This window comes from Streptomyces sp. NPDC047043 (assembly GCF_040644055.1).
GTDB lineage: Bacteria > Actinomycetota > Actinomycetes > Streptomycetales > Streptomycetaceae > Streptomyces.
The window spans coordinates 233,781-253,898 of the sequence record NZ_JBEYVO010000013.1; the positions used below are offsets into that span (position 1 = coordinate 233,781).

General features: G+C 70.1%; 19 protein-coding genes and 2 pseudogenes. 7 read left to right on the forward strand and 14 right to left on the reverse strand.

The genetic code is table 11. The features are described from left to right. Positions 1-115 precede the first annotated feature (115 nt). Both ABZ880_RS22260 and ABZ880_RS22265 read left to right on the forward strand, forming a co-directional pair. On the forward strand, positions 116-1,504 hold the full coding sequence (locus ABZ880_RS22260; RefSeq protein WP_361265560.1) for a cytosine permease: 1,389 nt from the start codon (positions 116-118) through the stop codon (positions 1,502-1,504). A 139-nt stretch (positions 1,505-1,643) separates the two neighbouring features. Beyond that, positions 1,644-2,354, forward strand: coding sequence for a hypothetical protein (locus tag ABZ880_RS22265; RefSeq protein ID WP_361265563.1), 711 nt, complete (start codon positions 1,644-1,646; stop codon positions 2,352-2,354). Here ABZ880_RS22265 and ABZ880_RS22270 read toward each other — a convergent pair. Both ABZ880_RS22270 and ABZ880_RS22275 read right to left on the reverse strand, forming a co-directional pair. Continuing rightward, positions 2,327-2,953, reverse strand: coding sequence for a hypothetical protein (locus tag ABZ880_RS22270; RefSeq protein WP_361265566.1), 627 nt, complete (start codon positions 2,951-2,953; stop codon positions 2,327-2,329). The genes ABZ880_RS22265 and ABZ880_RS22270 overlap by 28 nt on opposite strands. 54 nt (positions 2,954-3,007) lie before the next feature. Further along, positions 3,008-3,349, reverse strand: a complete 342-nt coding sequence (locus tag ABZ880_RS22275; protein ID WP_361265569.1) for a helix-turn-helix transcriptional regulator — start codon at positions 3,347-3,349, stop codon at positions 3,008-3,010. A gap of 108 nt (positions 3,350-3,457) precedes the next feature. Here ABZ880_RS22275 and ABZ880_RS22280 point away from each other — a divergent pair, with 108 nt between their 5' ends. Beyond that, positions 3,458-4,432 carry a zinc-binding dehydrogenase gene (locus tag ABZ880_RS22280; protein WP_361265571.1) on the forward strand — a complete coding sequence of 325 codons (975 nt, stop codon included), beginning with the start codon at positions 3,458-3,460 and terminating at the stop codon, positions 4,430-4,432. A gap of 6 nt (positions 4,433-4,438) precedes the next feature. On the opposite strand, the gene ABZ880_RS22285 is transcribed toward ABZ880_RS22280, so the two are convergent. Together ABZ880_RS22285 and ABZ880_RS22290 are read right to left on the reverse strand one after the other, a co-directional pair. Next, on the reverse strand, positions 4,439-6,259 hold the full coding sequence (locus tag ABZ880_RS22285; RefSeq protein WP_361265574.1) for a protein kinase: 1,821 nt from the start codon (positions 6,257-6,259) through the stop codon (positions 4,439-4,441). Between the two features lie 89 nt (positions 6,260-6,348). Next, a complete protein-coding gene (locus ABZ880_RS22290) occupies positions 6,349-6,651 on the reverse strand; it encodes a hypothetical protein (protein WP_361265577.1) in 303 nt (100 codons plus the stop codon). Positions 6,652-6,810: 159 nt separating this feature from the next. Here ABZ880_RS22290 and ABZ880_RS22295 point away from each other — a divergent pair, with 159 nt between their 5' ends. Beyond that, positions 6,811-7,476 (forward strand): hypothetical protein, encoded by a 666-nt coding sequence (locus tag ABZ880_RS22295; protein ID WP_361265580.1) that lies wholly within the window; start codon positions 6,811-6,813, stop codon positions 7,474-7,476. 100 nt (positions 7,477-7,576) lie between these two features. Continuing rightward, on the forward strand, positions 7,577-8,476 hold the full coding sequence (locus tag ABZ880_RS22300; protein ID WP_361265583.1) for a transglutaminase-like domain-containing protein: 900 nt from the start codon (positions 7,577-7,579) through the stop codon (positions 8,474-8,476). A 4-nt stretch (positions 8,477-8,480) separates the two neighbouring features. Here the strand turns inward: ABZ880_RS22300 and ABZ880_RS22305 are convergent, their stop codons facing one another. Continuing rightward, positions 8,481-9,746, reverse strand: a complete 1,266-nt coding sequence (locus ABZ880_RS22305) for a PucR family transcriptional regulator (protein WP_361265586.1) — start codon at positions 9,744-9,746, stop codon at positions 8,481-8,483. 99 nt (positions 9,747-9,845) lie between these two features. Between ABZ880_RS22305 and ABZ880_RS22310 the strand changes: the two genes are divergently transcribed. Together ABZ880_RS22310 and ABZ880_RS22315 are read left to right on the forward strand one after the other, a co-directional pair. Next, the gene (locus ABZ880_RS22310; RefSeq protein WP_361265589.1) at positions 9,846-10,304 is read left to right on the forward strand and encodes a nucleoside deaminase; all 459 of its coding nucleotides are present in this window, start codon (positions 9,846-9,848) and stop codon (positions 10,302-10,304) included. Next, positions 10,297-11,271, forward strand: a complete 975-nt coding sequence (locus ABZ880_RS22315; RefSeq protein ID WP_361265592.1) for a 2-oxoglutarate and iron-dependent oxygenase domain-containing protein — start codon at positions 10,297-10,299, stop codon at positions 11,269-11,271. Before ABZ880_RS22310 ends, ABZ880_RS22315 begins: the two co-directional genes overlap by 8 nt. Here ABZ880_RS22315 and ABZ880_RS22320 read toward each other — a convergent pair. The 9 genes and pseudogenes from ABZ880_RS22320 to hemL form a co-directional block, all read right to left on the reverse strand. Continuing rightward, a complete protein-coding gene (locus ABZ880_RS22320) occupies positions 11,258-11,650 on the reverse strand; it encodes an SRPBCC family protein (protein ID WP_361265595.1) in 393 nt (130 codons plus the stop codon). The two genes, ABZ880_RS22315 and ABZ880_RS22320, sit on opposite strands and share 14 nt — an antisense overlap. A 137-nt stretch (positions 11,651-11,787) precedes the next feature. Then, positions 11,788-11,898 (reverse strand): annotated as a pseudogene (locus ABZ880_RS22325) (RNA-guided endonuclease TnpB family protein); the annotation flags it as partial. Between the two features lie 145 nt (positions 11,899-12,043). Then, complete coding sequence (gene ccsB, locus ABZ880_RS22330) at positions 12,044-13,141, reverse strand: c-type cytochrome biogenesis protein CcsB (protein WP_361265598.1); 1,098 nt, start codon at positions 13,139-13,141, stop codon at positions 12,044-12,046. After that, positions 13,138-14,850, reverse strand: coding sequence for a cytochrome c biogenesis protein ResB (locus tag ABZ880_RS22335; protein WP_361265601.1), 1,713 nt, complete (start codon positions 14,848-14,850; stop codon positions 13,138-13,140). The genes ccsB and ABZ880_RS22335 overlap by 4 nt, the downstream gene beginning before the upstream one ends. 3 nt (positions 14,851-14,853) lie before the next feature. Next, positions 14,854-15,624, reverse strand: a complete 771-nt coding sequence (locus tag ABZ880_RS22340) for a cytochrome c biogenesis protein CcdA (RefSeq protein ID WP_361265604.1) — start codon at positions 15,622-15,624, stop codon at positions 14,854-14,856. 1 nt (position 15,625) lies between these two features. Then, complete coding sequence (locus ABZ880_RS22345) at positions 15,626-16,249, reverse strand: TlpA disulfide reductase family protein (protein ID WP_361265608.1); 624 nt, start codon at positions 16,247-16,249, stop codon at positions 15,626-15,628. A 77-nt stretch (positions 16,250-16,326) separates the two neighbouring features. Beyond that, positions 16,327-17,615 (reverse strand): annotated as a pseudogene (locus ABZ880_RS22350) (hypothetical protein). 179 nt (positions 17,616-17,794) lie between these two features. After that, positions 17,795-18,442: a histidine phosphatase family protein gene (locus ABZ880_RS22355; protein WP_361265669.1), complete on the reverse strand. Its 648-nt coding sequence runs from the start codon at positions 18,440-18,442 to the stop codon at positions 17,795-17,797. A 47-nt stretch (positions 18,443-18,489) separates the two neighbouring features. Beyond that, positions 18,490-19,806, reverse strand: coding sequence for a glutamate-1-semialdehyde 2,1-aminomutase (gene hemL, locus ABZ880_RS22360; protein ID WP_361265611.1), 1,317 nt, complete (start codon positions 19,804-19,806; stop codon positions 18,490-18,492). Positions 19,807-20,118 lie beyond the last annotated feature (312 nt).

Genomic DNA, 20,118 nt, shown 5'->3' on the forward strand with positions numbered 1-20,118 from the left:
CCCCATCGGCCCCGGCGATGACCCCAGGTGCCTACAGGTTGTACGCCGACGAGGCTCCCGAAGCGGACAATGCGCCCCTGTGCCCGGACCGGTGAGAACCGGACACTTACCTCGCATGACGACTGCACCCGCCGACTCCTCCGGCACCCTCGCCCCCGCATACGGTGACAAGGTCATCGCCGTCGAGACGGCGGGCTCCGAGCCCATCCCCGACGCCGAACGCCATGGCTCCCCGCTCCAGCTGCTGTGGACCTGGGCCTCCCCGAACATCGAGTTCGCGACCGTCTTCATCGGCGTGATCTCGGTCCTCTTCTTCGGGCTGAGCTTCTGGGAGGCGACCGCCGCCATCGTGCTCGGCACCGCTGTCGGCGCGATCACCCAGGGCTTCCTCTCCCTGGACGGCCCGCGCTTCGGCGTGCCGCAGATGGTGATCGGCCGGTTCTCCTTCGGCTACTTCGGCAACATCCTGCCGTCCGCGGCCAACGGCCTGATCGCGGGCGTGGGTTGGTTCGCGGTGAACAGCGTGAGCGCGGCCTTCGCGCTCAACACCCTCACCGGGCTACGACCGCTGCCCTCGCTCCTCCTCGTGGTGGTCGCCGAGATCGTGATCGGCTTCATCGGCCACAACTTCGTGCACACCTTCGAGAAGTACGCCTTCCCGGCCCTCGCGGTGGTCTTCCTGCTGGCGGGCGTGTGGACCTTCAAGGACGCGAACCTCGGCGGGGGCGGCACGGGCGGCGGCATCGGCGGGTTCCTGCTCGCGTTCAGCGCGGCCTGGGGCTACGCGGCCGGCTGGAACCCGTACGCCACGGACTACTCCCGCTACCTGCCGCGCACCGCGAACAAGCTCAGGACCGTCGTGTACCCGGCCGTCGGCCTGTTTGTGTCGGTCGCGGTCGTGGCGGTCATCGGCGCGGCCTCGGCGACGATCGTGGCCCCGAAGAACGCCACCCCGACGGCGGCCTTCACCGGTCATCTCCCTGGCTGGCTTGGTGACTTGGTGCTCCTGGCCATCATCCTCGGCGCCATCTCCGCCAACGCCCTCAACATCTACTCGGGCGCGATCTCCATCGCCTCCTTCGGTCTGAAGCTCCCGACCTGGCTGAGCCGCTCCGTGCTGGTCGTGGTGTCCGGGATCGCCGGTACGGCGGCGGCGTGGGCGTCGCTCGACGACGCGGGGTCGGCCTACGAGGCGTTCCTGCTGGTGATCGCGTACTGGGTGGCGCCGTGGCTCGGGGTCGTCCTGGTGGAGCGGTGGCTCCAGGGCCGTACGGCCACGGACGAGGAGCTGGCGGCCCGCCTGGGCGACCGCACCTTCGCCAACTGGCCCGGCCTGGCAGCCCTGTTGATCGGTGTCGCGGTCTCCGTCCCGCTCTTCTCCAACCAGGAGGACTACGTCGGCTACGTACCGAAGCACTGGCCGTCCTTCGGTGACATCACGCCGCTGGTCGGGTTCGTGGTGAGCGCGGGGCTGTACACGGTGCTGCGCAGGCGTCAGAAGTAGCGGGAGCGACAGGTTTGCGCCAACTGGCGCAGAATTCAAAAGAGTTGAACTTGTGAAAGCTGCGAGCCCGCCGGTCCGGTGACCTGTGCGGGCTCGCGGCCGTGCACCGTATGGGGACTTCGCACCCTTGCGGCCGCACATGCCCCGTGCTGTCATCAAGGTCACTTCAGTCGCCGGGGCCTCAGAGGGAAGCCATGGCAGGACGTCGTCGTCTCAGGGAAGAGATCCATCAGGCCGAACGGACGGCCCGCGCCATCCCGAACGCGCGGCAGAGGGCGGCCGCCCTGACCCACCTTTCCGCGAACTGCTCGGTCTGCTGCGGCACGGGACCGACGACACCGCGGAGTTCCTCACCCTGCAGACCATCCACGAGCATCTCGCCAGGGTCCTGCCCAGCAAGGGACATCCGCGCCCCGAACTGCGCGGCACCCACACGGTCGGCCGTCTCGCACTGGCCCGGAACCGGGCGCGCTCGGCCATCTCAGATCCGGACGCGATGGTCAAGGAGGCCGGGCGGCTGGAGCGGATCGGTGACGGTGCGGGCGCGGTGCACTGGTACCGGCAGGCCGCGGGTGCCGGGCGGTCCGACGCCATGAGGGAACTGGGCCGGCTGCTGGAGCGGGACGGAAATCACGTACAGGCGGGACTGTGGCGTCGCAGGGCCGCCGAATCGGGGGATCCCACCTCCATGCACGAGCTGGGAGTCAGCTCGTGGCACACCGGCAATCTGACCGAGGCCGAGCTCTGGCTCGGGAAGGCCGCGGCTGCCGGGGTGCCGGAGGCGGCCGAGGACCTGGAGCGGCTGCGGCGCCGGCGGAAGGATCAGCCGGCGTCGAGCGGTTCGGCCTGATCGGCGTACTCGACCCTGATGTACCTGCGGTTGCTCTCCCCGTAGGCCTTCTCCAGGATCGGCCCGGCCTTGTCGGGGTCGTCGACCCCCACCGCGACGAACCCGTGCTCGTCCGCGGCGACTTCGCGCATCTCGAAGGTGCCGTCCCAGCGGTGCATGTCGTCGCCGATCCGGTCGGCGAGGGCGGCGAGCGTCCTCCCGCTGACGTCGGTGTCGTGCAGCCGCAGGGTCACGCCCTTCACGGCGTCGCCGCAGACCTCGTCGTCGAAGGCGGTGGAGGGGATGCGCCAGATGTCGGCGGCGCCATGGTCCTCGTCGACGGAAAGGCCCGTGTAGACGTCGGAGTACCGCTTCTGGGCCAGTTCGTCGACGTGTACGACGACGCGCGTCAGCGGGGTGCCGTCGTCCCTGTCGGGGAGGCTGTCGACGGGGCGGGTGCCGAGGCAAGTACGGTCCGTGGGTGCCGACTTGACCCGGCCGGGATCCGCGCGGAGACCGCCGTCGGTGTGCCCGGTCTCCAGCGCCTGCACATACAGGCCCGTGGCCACCACCAGGGCGACGGTCGCTCCGGCGGACGCGACCCAGGTGCGATTGCGCATGTCCCCCTCCGTCCGTTGGCGTCAGCACTGTGACGCAGGAGGTGGCCCGGACGTTCAGGCCGTCGGCTCGTCGCGCAGGACCAGGTCCAGCAGCCCCGGGAAGCGGGCCTCGAACTCCGCCCTCCGCAGCCGGTTGACCCGCTTGGGCCCCTCGTCCCGCTGCTCCACCAGCCCCGCGCCCCGCAGCACGGCGAAGTGATGGCTGAGGGCCGCCTTGCCGACGGGCACGTCGAAGCTGCCGCAGCTGCGCGACCACTCGGAGGACCCCGCCAGCTCCCTGACCAGGCTGATCCGTACGGGATCGGCGAGCGCGGCCAGCGCCGTCTGGACGGAGACCTCGTCGGGGTGGGTGTGCTCGGGGGCGGCCCGATGAGAGGTGGTGGTGCGCTGCGCCACGCGGACTCCTTCGACGCCTGCAGAGTGTTGGCTTGCCGACTGTTCGATGAAAACCATACACTCGCGACTGTTCGCTTCCCATCGAACACTCAAGAGGGGTGTCGTGTCATGCGCGCGGTCGAGTTCCAGGAGTACGGCGGTCCCGAGGTCCTGAAGGTCGTGGAGGCCGAGGTCCCCGAGCCGGGATTCGGTCAGGTCAGCCTCGACGTGGCGTACAGCGGGGTGAACTTCGCGGACCTCAAGGCACGCGGCGAGGGCTACCGGGTGCCGAAGCTGCCCTTCGTGCCCGGGCTGGAGGCGTCCGGGCGTATCCGCGCGGTCGGCGAGGGCGTCACCGGTCTGTCCGTCGGCCAGGAGGTGACGGCACTGACGGAGGGCGGCGCCTACGCGGACGTCGTGCTCGCGAACGCCGCGACCGTCTTCCCGGTCCCGGCCGGCGTCGGTCTGCGCACGGCGGCGACCCTGCCGACCGTACTGCCGACGGCGTACGCCCTGGTGCACGCGGTGGGCCGGCTGCAGCCCGGGGAGACGGTGCTGGTGCAGGGTGCGGCGGGCGGCGTGGGCACGGTGGTCGGCCAGCTGGCGAAGGCGGCGGGCGCCGGTGCGGTGTACGGCGTGGTGTCGAGTGCGGCGAAGGCGGAGTACGCGCGGGAGTACGGCTACGACGAAGTGTTCGTCGGCGAGTTCACCGAGGCGGCGCGGGAGGCGACCGGCGGCCGCGGGGTGGACCTCGCGCTCGATCCCGTCGGCGGCGAGACGTTCCGCGGCAGCCTGGCCGCGCTGGCGGTCTTCGGCCGCCTGGTCTCCTTCGGCAACGCGAGCTCGGCGCCGGCGTGGACCGTGGGGCAGCCGGAGCTGTACCCGTCGGGGGTTACGGTCGGCGGCTTCTCGATCCTGACCCTGGCGAAGACGGCACCCGGCGAGCTGCGCGCCCTCGCCGAGCAGGCCTTCGCGAAGGCCGTGGACGGAACCGTGTCCCTGCCGGTCACCGCCGAGTTCGGCCTGGAGGAGGCGGCGGAGGCGCACCGGCTGATGGGGACGCGCACGAGCACGGGCAAGCTGCTGCTGCGGGTGGGCGGCTGACCGCTGTCAGACCTTCGTCCAGCGCTGCGCCTCGTTGCCGGACGTACAGCCCTCGGTGACCGGCCATCCGGCGGAGTTCTCCAGGCACTGGCTGTTGGACATGTTCTGCAGGGTGCCACCGGAGCCGGTGCGCCAGGACTGCGCGGCGTCCTGGCCGCAGTCGCTCACCGAGGCGAGGGGGTTCCCGGAAGGAACCAGGGTCATGCACTGGCCGGTGAACTCGTTGACCATCCGGTAGGTGCTGCCGGACACGGTCTTGGAGGTCCAGGAGGCCGCCGGGCTGTCCGTGCAGTCCCCGAAGCGCACCCCGTACGAGCCCGTCGTGTTCTCCACGACCAGGCACTGGCCGTTGGAGGCGTTCCTGATCCGGTAGTAGCCGGTGGATGCGGGTGCCGCCGTCGAGGAGCTGCCGGAACCGGCCGAGCTGCCCGAACCACCGGACCCGGAGCCGGAGTTGCCGCTGCCGTCCGAGTCGCCCTGCGCGCCCGCTCCCGTGCCGCCCGCGCCTCCGGTCCGGGATCCTCCCGTCGCGTTGCCCTTGCTCTCCTTCGCAGCCGGGGACGAGGACCGGTGCGGGGACGCCGAGTTCGACGGGCTGCCCGACACGGACGGCGTGGAGCCGCCGGAGGCCGTGACGGAGACGGACGGCGTGGCCCGTGCCTCGTCGTCGGGCGAGGACGTGTACGGCAGGTACTGGATGGCGAGGGTCGCACCCGTCACCACGACCACCACGGGGACGACGCCGAACAGAATGCGGGTACGGCGCCGTTCGCGCGGCTCCGGTCGGGCTTCGGGCCTGCGCTCGGGCTCGGGAGCCGGCTCCGAACCGGCCGCGGGAAGGGTGGGAGCGGGCTCGGGCACCTCGTCGATCCGGGCCTCGTCCGCGGCGAACGCGGCCCGCTCGGCGAGCAGTTCGGTGACCGCCTCCGGCCAGGGGCGATCGGCGGGCGGCCCGTGTTCCGCGGCCTGTTCGAGGAGTTCGGCGGCGGTCGGCCGACCCTCCGGGTCCTTGTCGAGACAGGCGGCCACGACCTCGGCGAGCCGCGGATCGAGATCTCGTACGGGCTTCAGGTCGGGCTCTTCGTGGACGATGCGGTACAGCACACCGTGCCCGGACTCGTCGCCGAAGGGCGGCCGGCCGGATGCCGCGTACGCCAGCACCGACCCGAGCGCGAACACATCCACGGCGCCGCTCAACTGCCGTGCCCCGGAGGCCTGTTCGGGCGACATGTAGGCGGGGGTGCCCACGACCATGCCGGTCCGGGTGAGCTGGCTCTGGTCGGCGGCGCGGGCGACACCGAAGTCGATGAGGGTGAAGCCGTCGAGGGTCAGCATGACGTTGGACGGCTTGAGGTCCCGGTGGACCATGTCCAGCGCATGCACGGCCGCGAGCCCGGAGGCCGCCTCCCGGAGCAGCAGCCACAGTGCGCCGACCGGGAGGGGGCCCTCGTTCAGCTCGACGGCCTCGCGCAGCGTGAGCCCGGGAACGTACGCGGTGGCCAGCCACGGCGGCCGTGCCGTGCGGTCACTGGCGAGCAGCGGTGCGGTGGCCCCGGCGGGCAGCCGGGAGAGGTTGTCCAGCTCGTGTCCGAAGCGGCGCAGGAAGTCCTTGTCCTCGCCGACCACGGAGGGCAGCAGCTGCTTGACGGCGACGTATCGCCGCTCGTGGACCCCGAGGTAGACCCGTCCCATCCCGCCGGCCCCGAGCCGCCCGACCAGCGGAATCCCCCCGATCGACCGCGGATCTCCGTCCTCCAGCGGCTCGGCGCCGCTGCCCCGCAGATCCAGCCCGTCCCGGTTGTCCCCGGTGCCCCCGTTGATCGTCACTCCCGGAAGGTTAGCGTCGGGAAGAACTTTTGGATAGCACCTCTATCCAAGGATCGGCAGCGCGACGTGCAGCGCGAGGGTGTCGCCGCTCACCCCTCCGTGTCCACCTCCAGCCACGTCAGCTGCATGTCGTCGAGGAGGGACTCCAACGGGCGCCCGGAGGCATGCGAGTTGATCTCCACCTGCACCGTCGCCCAGCACGCCAGGCTCATGGCGAGGACGCGCAGGCCGTCCGTGCCGTACCGCTCCAGGATGTCGTCGGCGCAGTCCAGGGCCTCCTGGGCGACGCGTTCGGCGGGGTAGGTGCCGACCGCCCTGCGCAGGAGGGCGATGGAGAGACGGGACACCTCGGGCGCGAGCGCGGACAGGCGCTTGTCCTCTTCTTCGTCCACGTGGTTCACGGTAGGGGATGCCGTCGGCCTCGTACGGTTTGTGCCGGGAATCCGCCATTCGTGAAGATCCGGCGACGGTTGCCTCGAAGCCGGTTCCTGATCGTCAACCACCCGGCATGACCGTACAGTTGACGGTCCATCGGGGACGAGAGGGACGTCATGCTGAGGTTTCTCCGCTGGTTCCGAAGCCAGGACACCGGGGTGAAGGCGGCACTCATCGGGCTCGTCGGCACGCTGACGGCGGCCCTGATCACGGCGACGGTGACATTGATCGTCGCACTGAACCGCCCACCGGGCGGAAGCACCACCGCGGGCCCGTCCCCGGCACACTCCGACACCCCGCCCATCCCGGACACCACGACCCCCGCCCCCACGACGACCGCACCGCACACGGACCCGCCCGAGCCGTCGCCCACTCCCCCGCCGACGCCCACCCCGACCCGGACCTCCACCCCGTCCGCCTCCCCGGAGAGCCGAACACGCTGGCAGGGCACCCTGGTGCTGGACGGCACCGCCGGGGTCCGGGGCTGGTTCCTGGACGACACCCCACCCGGCCGCGCACCCGTGGGCGACCTCGCCGTCAAGGGCCCCGCCGAGCTCTACGGCGCCTACGCCCTCGCCCGCTGGGACGACTCCGGCCCGCCCACGCGAGCCCAGTGCGCCGCGCTCCTCAACACCACCCTCGGACAGCAGACAGTGGACGTACAGAAGGGCGACCGGGCCTGCGTCGGCACGGAGAACATGCGGGTCGCCTACGTCGAGGTGACCGACGTCCCGGACGCCGACCACATCGACCTCGCGGTGACGGTGTGGCAGCGCGCGTAGCCGCGGCTCCCTGGACAAATCCCGGCGAATTTTGGCACGGTTGGGGCCGCCGACCCGTATTCGAACATGAGGTCGATGAAGCCTGCCCGGGAGGCCCCCCGTGTCCCTCGACTTCCATGCCTCGCAGAGCGTGTTCTCCGACCCCGGCGAACTCGCCGGTCTCTACGCCGACTTACCGCGCGATGCCGCCCAACTCGCCCGCATCGTGCGCGACTTGCTGATCCACCGGGTGGAGGGCGAGCTCTTCGGTCACACCCACCCCACCGACCGCCTCCACAACGACGCCGAGACCCGCTACATCGACGACATCCTGCGGATCCTCGTCGAGCGGAACGACGCCCCGCTCTCCCGACGGCGCGAAGTCGGCGACCGCTTCGTCGGAACCTGCCGCGACTTCGCCCTGCTGCACTGCTCGTTCCTGCGCCACTTCGGCATCCCGGCCCGTATCCGCTCCGGCTTCGCCGACTACTTCACCTCGAACGGCTTCCACCACGACCACGTCGTCACCGAGTACTGGGACGAGCAGCGCGGCTGGCTGTTCGCGGACGCCCAGCTCGCCGACCCGAGCATCACCGCCGACTGGAACGCGGACTTCGACCCGATGGACGTACCCCGCGACCGTTTCCTCGTCGCGGGCCGGGCCTGGCGGGACATCCGGGAGGGCGGGGCGGACCCCACGACGTTCGGCCTGCACCCGCCCGAGGAAGGACCGTTCTGGGGCGAGCGCTTCGTGGCGGGCAACATCCGGCTCGACCTCGCCGCGCTGAACAAGGTGGAGACCCTGCTTTGGGACGTATGGGGCGAGGACGAGGGCAGGCCCGGGGAGCCGCTGCCGGAGCCGTCGCGCGGGTTCTACGACCGCGTCGCCCCCGTGACCTGCGGTGAGGTGTCCCTCGAAGCCGCGCGGAAGCTGTTCGCCGAGGACGACGTCCTGCGCACTCCGCAGACGGTGACGTGCTACGCCCCCTTCAACGGCCCCAGCCGGGTCACCCTTCGCTGAGAGCTCAGGCGACGGTCCGCAGCCCCCGCACCTGGGCCGCACCCATCCCCCGCACCACCCGGTGCGCACAGGCCGCCGCCAGCAGCTCCCCCAGCAGGTCGGGGTCGTCGATCTCCAGGCCGAGCAGCGACTCGATGCGCTCCAGCCGCTGGTAGAGCGACTGGCGGCCGATGTGCAGCAGGGACGCGGTCCGGGTCGGGGAGCAGCCGTGGCGCAGATGGACCTCGAGGGTGCGGACGAGGTCGCTGGGGTGGGCCGCCTCCCAGGCCAGCAGCGGGCCCAGGGTGTGCTGCACCAGCCGGGCGAGACGGTCGCGGTTGGTGTCGACGCCACCGCGGGTGAGCTCCCGTTCCAGGGCGAGCGCGCGGGCGGAGGTCACCAACGGGCCGTCGGGGACGGACGGTTCGGCCGCCGGCACGGTCAGCGCCAGCTCCAGAGTCGTACGGGCCGCCCGCAACGTGTCGCTCCACCGCAGCCACCCGCTCCCGGCGTCGACGGCATGCCCGACGGCGACGGTGAGCCCGGGGTCGGCGGCGGCACGGAAGGCTTCCTGGACGGCGCGTATCGGGTCACCCGCGCCGGAACCCCTGCCGGGCAGGGTGATCAGCGCCAGCACATCCCCCGGGAACGCGGCCCGCAGCGCCCCCGCCCCGCCCAGCAGCCGTACGGCCCGGTCGACGGCACCCGTCTCGCGCGTCCCGTGCACCGACACCCCGATCAGCCGCGCCCCCGGCCCGGGGTGGAACCCGGCGAGCGCCGAGCGTGCCTCGACCTCCGGCTGGTTCAGCGCCGCCCGGTCGGCCAGGTCCGCCAGCAGTGCGGCCGTGTGGTCGTCGCCCCACGGCCGTACGACCGACCGCCCGGACAGCCCCCGCGCCACGATCGCGCGGTTCGCCGCCTCCGTGATCCGTACGAAGGGCACGACCCGGTGCATGGCCAGCAGCGGCAGCCCCAGCCTGCGGGCCTCGTCGACGACCTCGGCGGGCATGTGCGGCAGGGACCGCCCCACCTCCACCGCCAGCCCTGCGGCACCCCGCGCGGCCAGCTCGCGCACGTACCGGCGCCGTACCTCCTCGTCGGCGTCGGTCAGGCCGAACCCGTTGGTGAGCAGCAGTTCCCCGCCGTCCAGGAAGTTGGCGCCCTCGTACACCTCGCTGGAGTGCACCCAGCGCACCGGACGGTCCAGGGCGCCCTCGCCGGCGAGGAGGACGGGCTCGGAGGCCCGTACGGGATCGAGGTCCAGGACCTCGCGGAGGGTGAGTGCGGCCACGGGCACCTCCAGGGCATGGACAGTTCGTCCGGCGGCGGGATGCCCGGAGAGTACTTTCCGCACGTTGCCCTCGTGTTTCGGCCACAGGAGAGTGAAGACATGGACCCCATGGATCAGGCGACGGCACGCACCTGGCTCGCCACCGCCGTCGAGGAGGCCCGCGCCGGGCTCGCGGAGGGCGGCATCCCGATCGGCGCCGCGCTCTACGGCGCCGACGGCACCCTCCTCGGCCGCGGCCACAACCTGCGTGTCCAGGACGACGACCCCTCGATGCACGCGGAGACGGCCGCGTTCCGCGCGGCGGGACGGCAGCGCTCGTATCGCGGTACGACCATGGTCACCACCCTCTCGCCCTGCTGGTACTGCTCCGGCCTGGTCCGCCAGTTCGGCATCTCCCGGGTCGTGGTCGGCGAGGCGGCGACCTTCCACGGCGGACACGACTGGCTGGCCGAGCACGGCGTGCAGATCGTGCTGCTGGACGACCCCGAGTGCATCGGGCTGATGCGCGACTTCATCAAGAACAATCCGGCCCTGTGGAATGAGGACATCGGTGAGTGACCCGCGTAACCCCCGTATCCCGACCATCGATCTGCGGCCCTGGGCGGAGGGCGACGAGCAGGCCCGCGCCGCCATCGCCCGTACCGTCGACGAGGCCCTGCAGACCGCCGGATTCCTGCTGGTCACCGGGCACGGCGTGGACCCGGGGCTGCGGTCCGCGATCCGCGAGGCGGCGCGGACCTTCTTCCGGCTTCCCGCCGGCGTCAAGCAGCCGTACGAGGCGAAGGTCGGCGGCCGCGGCTGGCTCGGGCCCGGCGCGGAGGCCAACGGCTACTCGGAGGGGACCGAGACCCCGCCGGACCTGAAGGAGTCGCTGACCTTCGCGACGCACGACCCCTTCGAGGACCCGGTGGTCAACGCGGAGTGGTACGCGCCCAACGTGTGGCCGGCCGAGGTGCCGGAGCTGGAGACGCTGTGCGAGGAGTACCTGGAGCGGATGGGCGAGCTGGAGAAGCAGCTGCTCTCCCTGCTCGGCGAGGCCCTCGGGCTCGAACCGGACTTCTTCTCCCGGCACATGGACCACCCGACGTACGGCTTCAACATCAACTGGTACCCGGGCGTCGAGGTCATGGGGGAGCCGCAGCCGGGCCAGTTCCGCATCGGCCCGCACACCGACTTCGGGACGGTGACGATCCTCGACCGGCAGGCGGGCAAGGGCGGACTGCAGGTCTACACGGACGAGGGCGGCTGGGAGGACGCGCCCTTCGACCCGGACGCGTTCACGATCAACATCGGTGACCTGATGGCCCGTTGGACCGGCGACAGGTGGCGCTCGGGCCGCCACCGGGTGCTCCCGCCCCCGGCCGACGCGCCCGCCGAGGAGCTGATGTCGCTGGTCTACTTCGGCGAGTGCACGCCGGGGACGCTGGTGGAGTCCGTGCCGGCGCCGGTGGGACGGGTGGCGTACGAACCGGTGGACTCGCACGTCTACCTGCGGGCGAAGCTGGACTCGATCACCGTCGACTGATCAGCCGCTCGAAGCGGGACCGCCAGCGCGGCTCGGCCTCCTCCTCGCCCCGGAACTCACGGGTGAAGCGGAGCGTCGTACCGCGCTGCCCGCCCCGCTCGAGGTGGAACCTGACGCGGCCGCCGTCGTCCAGCGTGTACTCGGCGACCCGGTCCACGTCCCAGGCGGTGACCCGGCCGCTGCCCAGGTCACGCAGGGTGACCGCGCCGCCGAGCCGGGGTTCGAGGACATCGGCCGGGGTGAGCCACTCCGCGAGCCCCTCCGGGGTGGCGACCGCCTCCCAGACCTGCTCCATGGGCCGGGGGATCCGCACCAGGAAGTGCAGGATGTGCGTGCCCCCGTGGATCCGGCTGGTGCCCTGTTCTATCGACCCGGTCATGACACCAGCCTGACGCGGGCCTCCGGTTCTCGCACGCGCATGGATGGCTGCGGCATCGGGAAAGCCGGTAGGCGTGGTTTTGGAGCGTTCTCCGATACAGGTGCCGGAGATTCCCGTCTGGTTCGACGGTCTGAACGCAGATCCTTGGTCCATCGGAAACGGAATCGACCGACCTTCGGGATGTTCACAAGGCCCCAGCGACGATGTGCGCGCTCGATATGGAGGTCGCGGCCCTGTGGAATATCCACTCTCTTTGCGCACGCGTGGCGTGAGCCTGGGCTTCGAGCTGACGATCCGGCTTCTTCCGCAGCTCTGATGCCCCATGACGAAGGCCGGCTCCGTGACTCAGGTCACAGGAACCGGCCTTCACCGTGAGGGAGTTGCTCCCCGGAGTCACACGCCCGCGTAGGAGTGCTTTCCGGAGACGAAGATGTTGACGCCGTAGTAGTTGAACAGCCAGCAGCCGAAGGCGAGGAGGGCCAGGTAGGCGGCCTTGCGGCCCTTCCAGCCGGCCGTGGCGCGGGCGTGCAGGTAGCAGGCGTAGGCGACCCAGGTGATGAACGCCCAGGTCTCCTTCGGGTCCCAGCCCCAGTAGCGGCCCCAGGCCGACTCGGCCCAGATCGCGCCCGCGATGATCGTGAACGTCCACAGCGGGAAGACGGCCGCGTTGACCCGGTAGGAGAACTTGTCGAGGGTCGACGAGGAGGGCAGCCGCTCCAGGAACGAGGTGGCGAACTGGCCCGGCTTGCCGCCGCTCGCCAGCTTGCTCTCGTACGAGTCCTTGAACAGGTACAGGATCGTGCCGACGGCACCCACGTAGAAGACCGCGCCGCACAGGATGGCGGTCGAGACGTGGATGTACAGCCAGTACGAGTGGAGGGCGGGAACCAACTGGTCACTGGCGGTGTACAAGACAGTGACGGCGATGCCGAGATCGAGGAGGACCGTCGTGATCAGGAACAGGCCGAGCCAGCGGACGTTCTTCTTCAGCGCGAGCAGCGTGAGGTACACACCGACGGCGACGGTGGAGAAGGTGATGTTGAACTCGTACATGTTGCCCCACGGCGCCCGCTCCACCGAGGCCGCGCGGGCGAGCACCCCGCCGAGCTCGACGAGAAAGGCGACGACGGTGAGGGACACGGCGATACGGCCGTAGAGGTCGCCCTTCTCGTCCCCGCCGTGCGCCCCGGGCCCGTCGGGCACGTCACGCGCCCCGGCCGCGGCCCGCACCACGACCTTCGGCCGCTCGAGCACGGCGGTCCCACCTGCCTTGTTCACGGTGACGGCGGGGGCCTTCTTGCCCTCCCCGGCGCCGGTGAGCGCGGCGGCGGTGCGGCCGATCCTGCTGCGGCTGCCGAAGATCCATTCGGCGATGTACGCGAAGAAGGCCAGGGTGTAGACGGCCATCGCGGAGTAGATCAGCGTGTTGCTGATGTTCGCGAGGTGTTCGTTGGTCGCGGTGGCCAACTCGGTTCCGGCGGCGAGAGTCACTTCTCAGCCCCTTCGGCAGGTACGACTTGGGGGTCGGGGGTGGTGTTGTCGTCTTCGTCGGGGTCGGGCGCGCCCGGCGCCCGGTCGTAGAGGATCCCGGCGAGGTCGCCGAGTTCCTCGGGCACCTTGGCGGACTCGCTGCGGCCGAGTCCGGCCATCTCCACGACGGTGACGCCGTCGGGGCCGGCCACCGCGCGCACCCAGACGCGGCGGCGCTGGATGAACAGGGAGCCGGCGAGACCGAAGATGGCGGCGAGGGAGCCGGCGAGCGCCCAGTCGGTGCCGGGCTGCTGGACGACCTGGAAGTTCGCCCACTGCTTGGTGGTCTCGTAGGTGATGGTGCCGGCACCGTTCGGGAGCTTCATGGTCTGGCCGGGCTTGAGGTTGTCCCTGAGCTGGGCGCCCTTGGAGTCCTTGAACTCCTTCATGTGCGACTTGTCCAGCTGGTACACGCTCTGCGGGATACCGGAGTTGACGCCGAGGTCTCCGTGGTACGGCGTCAGGTTCAGCACCGGGTTGAGCAGCGCCGGGAAGGTGGAGGCCGTCTCGCTGCCCTTGGTGTAGGTCGGCAGGAGGAACGCCGAGATGCCGATCTGTTCGCCGACGCCCTTGGCGTTCTTGTAGCCGTCGAGGACCTTCACCACACCGGTGGAGGTGACGTTGGAGTCGAGCGGGAGGAGGGGTACGGCATCGCGGTAGACGACGTTGCCCTTGCCGTCGCGGACGGTGATGACGGGGGCGTAGCCGTGGGCGGTGAGGTAGACCTTCGAGTCGCCGATCTCCAGCGGCTCGTTGACCTTGACGAGGGCCTTGCGGTCCTTGCCGTAGGCGCCCTCGCTGTAGGTGAGCCCCGCCTGGTAGGTGCGCGGGGTGCCCTTGTTGGGGCCGCTCACCTCGTAGGTGCCGGTGAACTTGTTCAGGGTGAAGCTGAACGGCACCAGGTCGTCGCTGCTGAAGAGGTTGCCGGACTTGAAGTCGTCGTACTGGCTGAGGGTGTTGGAGAATCCGTCGCCCTCGACGATCAGCTTGTTGCCCTCGGACTTGAAGAGCTGGCCCCAGGCGAAGGCGATCAGCAGCACGATCAGGGCGATGTGGAAGGCGAGGTTGCCGACCTCGCGCAGATAGCCCTTCTCGGCGGCGACGGCGTCACCGGCGAGGTGCGCGCGGAAGCGGCGCTTCTTCAGGAGGGCGAGCGCGGCCTCGCGGACCTGCTCGGGCTCGGTCTCGGTGCGCCAGGTCGTGTAGGCGGGCAGCCGGGTCAGCCGCTTGGGGGCGCCCGGCGGGCGGCCGCGCAGCTGGCCGACGAACTGCCAGGTGCGCGGGATGATGCAGCCGATGAGGGAGACGAACAGCAGGATGTAGATCGCGGAGAACCACACCGAGCTGTAGACGTGGAAGAGGCCCAGCTTGTCGTAGACCGGGGCGAGGAAGGTGTGGGCCTTGCGGAAGTCGGCGACCTTCGTCTCGTCGATGCCGGACTGCGGGATCAGCGAGCCGGGGATCGCGCCGAGCGAGAGGAGCAGGAGCAGCAGCAGGGCGACCCGCATGGAGGTGAGCTGCCGCCAGAACCAGCGGGCCCAGCCGATGACCCCCAGCGAGGGCAGGTTGGGCAGGTCCTCCCTGGGCGCGGTGGACAGCTGGGAGCCGGCGGCTCCGAGGTCCTCGTCGGCCCGCTCGGGGGTCGTGTCGGTGCCGGTGGTCTTGCTCATCGATCAGATCCCCACAGTGAAGCCGGCGGACCAGGACTGCATGTCCTGCACGATGCGGTCCCACGCACCGGTCAGCAGCAGCAGACCGGTCACGATCATCATCGTGCCGCCGATCCGCATCACCCAGACGTAGTGGCGCTTGACCCAGCCGAAGGCGCCGAGCGCCTTGCGGAAGGCGACCGCGGCGAGCACGAAGGGTACGCCGAGGCCGAGACAGTAGGCGACGGTCAGTATGGCCCCGCGGCCCGCGCTCGACTGCTGGGCGGACAGGGTCAGTACGGAGCCCAGGGTCGGGCCGATGCACGGGGTCCAGCCGATGCCGAACAGCGCGCCGAGGAACGGGGCGCCGACCAGTCCGGTGGCGGGCTTCCTGTGGAAGCGGAACTCACGCTGGGTCATCCAGGGCATCAGCCCCATGAAGAAGACACCCATGAGGATCATGAGCACGCCCAGCACCTTGGACAGGATGGTCTTGTTGTCCTGGAGCGTGTCGCCGAAGAAGCCGAACAGGGCCCCGCTGGAGACGAACACGGCGGTGAAGCCGAGCACGAAGAGGGAGGCGCCCGCGACCATCCGCCCGCGCTTGGCCTCGGCGAGGTCGGTGCCGGCGACCCCGGTGACGTAGGACAGATAGCCGGGGACGAGCGGCAGGACGCAGGGAGAGAAGAAGGAGACGAGTCCGCCGAGCAGCGCGATGGGCAGGGCGAGCAGCAGGGCTCCGTTGAGCACCGTGTCGTTGTAGCCCGTCGCGGCGAGCGTGGTGACTGAGGTCACGTCACTTCTCCGCGAGGACCGGGGAGATCATCTTGCGCAGCTTGTCCTCGCTGAGCGCGGCCAGCGAGCGGGCGGCGATCCTGCCCTCCTGGTCGAGGACGAGCGTGGAGGGAACCGCCTGCGGGTTGAGCGTGCCCTTCTTGAAGCGGAGCATCAGCTTGCCCGTGGGGTCGTACAGGCTGGGGAAGGTGACGCCGTACGACTTCTCGAAGGCGATCGCGTTCTGGGTGCTGGTGTCACGGGTGTTGATGCCGACGAACTGGACGCCCTTGGACTTGAGGTCCGAGTAGACCTTCTCCAGGTTGGGTGCCTCGGCGCGGCAGGGCGCACACCAGGAGCCCCAGACGTTCAGGACGACGACCTTGCCCTTGTAGTCGGCGACGTCGAGCTGCTGGCCGTCGACGGTCTTGCCGGACAGGTCCGGCGCCTGGGCCCGCTCGCCCTTCTTGGCGGTGGAGATGCCGTCCTTGCCCATGACGAAGTTGGTGTCACCGCCTCCGCCGGAGGTCCCCCCGGACGAGCAGGCGGACATCAGCAGCGCGGCGACCGCGGCACCGGCGGTGGTCAGGGCGGCACGTCGACGTGCGCGGTTCGAGCGCAGGGGGGCGCGGCTGGCGGCACTCATGTGAAAAGTTTCGCATGCCCGTTCCGGGGATCTTGCGCACCCCCCTTACGGGAGCCTTGCCGCCCGAAATCCGCATTTCAGGCGGCCTGTCCGGTGGGCGAGGAGGAGCTCGACGGAGTCTCCTTCAGGAACTCCTTCCAGCCACCGACCGGCTGCTGTCCGACGTCGAGCGTGCGCAGCTTGGCGAGCACCTCCGGCTTCTGTACGTCCATCCAGTCGACGAACTGACGGAAGGAGACCAGCCGTACGTCCGCGCCCTTCTCCTTCTCCTGCGCGATGTGCTTGAACGCCTGCTCCACGGCGTCCATGTAGATGCCGCCGTTCCAGTGCTCGAAGTGGTTGCCTATGAAGAAGGGCGCCCGGTTCGACTCGTATGACCGCTTGAATCCGGATATGTACGCCTGTGCGGACTGGGTGCGCCAGCCCGGGTAGTTGTAGGCGGGGGCCTGGGTCGAGTTGATCGACTGGTTGGCGAGCATGTTGTAGTCCATCGACAGGACCTCGAAGCTGTGCCCGGGGAAGGTATCTGCTGCAGCGGCAGGTCCCAGATGCCCTGCTTCCTGTCGGGCCAGACCTGGCGGCCGCCGGGCGAGGAGGCGTCGTAGCGCCAGCCGAGGCTCTTGGCGGTGGGCAGCAGGTTGTTCTGCCCGAGCAGACAGGGGGTGCGGCCGCCGACGAGCTCCTTGTCGTAGTCGAAGGGCAGGGAGGGCATGTCGGTCCAGCCGGTGTTGGTGCGCCACTCCTTCACGAAGGACTTGGCCTGCTGGATCTCGCTGCGCCACTGTGCGGGCGTCCAGTTGCCGACGGTGCCGTAGCCCGAGCAGAAGTGGCCGTTGAAGTGGGTGCCTATCTCGTGGCCCTCGAGCCAGGCGCGGCGGACGTTGGTGAGCGTGGCCTTCACGTGCTCGTCGGTGAGGTAGCCGATGTCGGAGGCGCCGCGCGGGTTGTTCGGCGGGTTGTACAGACGCTTCTTCGACTCGGGCAGCAGATAGAGCCCGGAGAGGAAGAAGGTCATGGACGCGCCGTGCTGCTTGGCGAGGTCGAGGAAGCGCGGGAAGAGGCCGTTGCCGACCTCGCCGGCGCCGTCCCAGGAGAAGATCACGAACTGCGGCGGGGTCTGCCCCGGCTCCAACGGCTCGGGCTTCGCGGGCTGGTGGGGCTGCTTGCCGGTGTAGGAGGTCGAGCCGTCACCGAGAGGTCGCGCGGAGTGCTTCTTGCCGCCGGATCCGGCGCCCTTGGAACCCGAGTCGTGGGTCGACCCGTCTGACGGCTTGAGAGTGCCGCAGCCCGAGAGTCCGACGGCGGCCGCGGCGCCCGCGCCGAGACCGAGCATTCCCCTGCGAGTGAGAGCGCTGCGAGTGCGCATTCCAACAACCCCGATTCGTCATGTGCTCTGGCGGTCACCCAGTCAGAGGACATGACGAAGCGGGAGGTTCCCCTCGATCACGTCGATCTCGCAACAAATGTCACAAGCGAGTCATGGGAACCCAAAGGGGATTTCTTGCCTCTCAAAAGGGGCGCCTCGCGCCCCCCTTGGAGGATTCCTCAGGCGCCGAAGGCCTTGTCCTTCCCCTTCACCGGCTTGGCGCCCGCGAGGAGATGGGCCGGGACGAGGTCCCGGGCCGGCTCGCTGTAGCCGACGGACACGAGCTTGTCGCCCTGGTACGTGAAGGTCGTCAGCGAGGCGAGCGTGCACTGCCGCTTGCGCGGGTCGTGCCACAGCCGCCGCTTCTCGACGTACGACCGCACCGTCCAGATGGGCAGTTGGTGGCTGACGAGCACGGCCTCGTGCCCCCGCGCCTGCTCCTTGGCCGCGTCCAGCGCCTGCATCATCCGTACGACGATGTCCACGTACGGCTCGCCCCAGGACGGCTTGAACGGGTTGACGAGGTGCTTCCAGTTCGCCGGCTTGCGCAGCGCCCCGTCACCCACCCCGAAGGTCTTTCCCTGGAAGATGTTGTCGGCCTCGATGAGCCGCTCGTCGCTCGCGAGGTCGAGCCCGTGCGCCTTGGCGATCGGGGTCGCCGTCTCCTGCGCCCGCTCCAGCGGGGAGGAGCAGACGTATGTGATGTCGCGCGAGGCGAGGTGCTCGGCGACCCGGTCGGCCATCTGCCGGCCGAGCTCGGACAGGTGGTAGCCGGCGAGGCGGCCGTAGAGGATCCCGTCCGGGTTGGCGACCTCACCGTGGCGCATGAGGTGTACGACGGTGATGTCGCTGCCTGCCGTGTTGGTGCTCTCGCTCACGCGGTTGCCTCCGCCGCTGCTCGGGCCGCCGCCGGGAGGGCGTCGGCGATGCGCTGTACGGCCTGCTCGTCGTGGGCCGTGGACACGAACCAGGACTCGAAGGACGAGGGCGGGAGGTAGACGCCCTGCGCCAGCATCGAGTGGAAGAAGGCGGTGAAGCGGAAGGACTCCTGCTTCTTGGCGCCCTCGTAGTCGCGGACCTCACGGTCCGTGAAGAAGACGGAGAACATGTTGGAGGCGCTCTGCAGCCGGTGCGCGACGCCTTCCTTGCTCAGGGCGTCGGTCACGAGCCCCTGGATCGTCTGCGACACGGAGTCGACCTTGCCGTAGGCCGCGTCGTCGAGGAGGCGGAGCTGGGCGAGACCGGCCGCGGTGGCGATCGGGTTCCCGGAGAGGGTGCCGGCCTGGTAGACGGGCCCGGCGGGGGCGAGGTGCCCCATGACGTCGGCGCGCCCGCCGAAGGCGGCGGCGGGGAAGCCACCGCCCATGACCTTGCCGAAGGTCATGAGGTCGGGCCGCACGCCGTCGATGCCGTACCAACCCGCCCTGCTGGTCCTGAACCCGGTCATCACCTCGTCGGAGATGAAGAGGGCGCCGTTCTTGGAGCAGGCGTCCTTCAGCCCCTGGTTGAAGCCGGGCCGGGGCGGGACGACGCCCATGTTGCCGGGCGAGGCCTCGGTGATCACGCAGGCGATCTCGCCGGGGTGCCGGTGGAAGGCCTCGTTGACGGCCTCGAGGTCGTTGTAAGGGAGGACGATGGTGTCGCCGGCCTGGGCGCCCGTGACACCCGGGGTGTCGGGAAGGGCGAACGTGGCGACACCACTGCCCGCCGCGGCCAGCAGCGAGTCGACGTGACCGTGATAACACCCGGCGAACTTGATCACCTTGGAGCGCCGGGTGAACCCACGGGCCAGCCGGATGGCACTCATCGTGGCCTCGGTCCCGCTGCTGACCAGCCGCACCTGCTCCACGGGCTCGACCCGCCCGACGATCTCCTCGGCGAGCGCGACCTCGCCCTCACCGGGCGTACCGAAGGAGGTGCCGCGCGAGACGGCGTCCTGGACTGCGGCGATGACGTCGGGGTGCGAGTGACCGAGGATCATCGGACCCCACGAACAGACGAGATCGACGTACTCCCGCCCATCGGCATCCGTCAGGTACGGACCACGACCGGACACCATGAACCGGGGCGTACCGCCCACGGCGCGGAAGGCGCGCACCGGTGAGTTCACGCCACCGGGCGTGACGGCGGCCGCACGGTCGAACAGCGCCTGCGACACGGGTGCTTCGTATGGATATGGCAGTTCGCTCATGACCAGCGACTTCTCCGACCTTCTCGGACTCCGGTTGGCTGTGACCTCCTCAGGGTAGGCCAGCAGAACCGCACGGCAGCGGGCACCGCTGCTGACCGCGGGGACAGTCGCGGCCCGGTTCGATCTGCGAAACTGGGACCTGATACACACAGCTCAAACGACTTCGGCGTACGTATAGATGTACGACAAGGTCTGCAGGGCCTTGTTCAGGGACTGCGAAGATCCTGCGGACAGGTGTTTCAACGCACGTTTCGGCGGGCGGCCGTGGGGGAGGTCACTGACACGATGATCGGGTTGCGCAGCGGGGCCTGC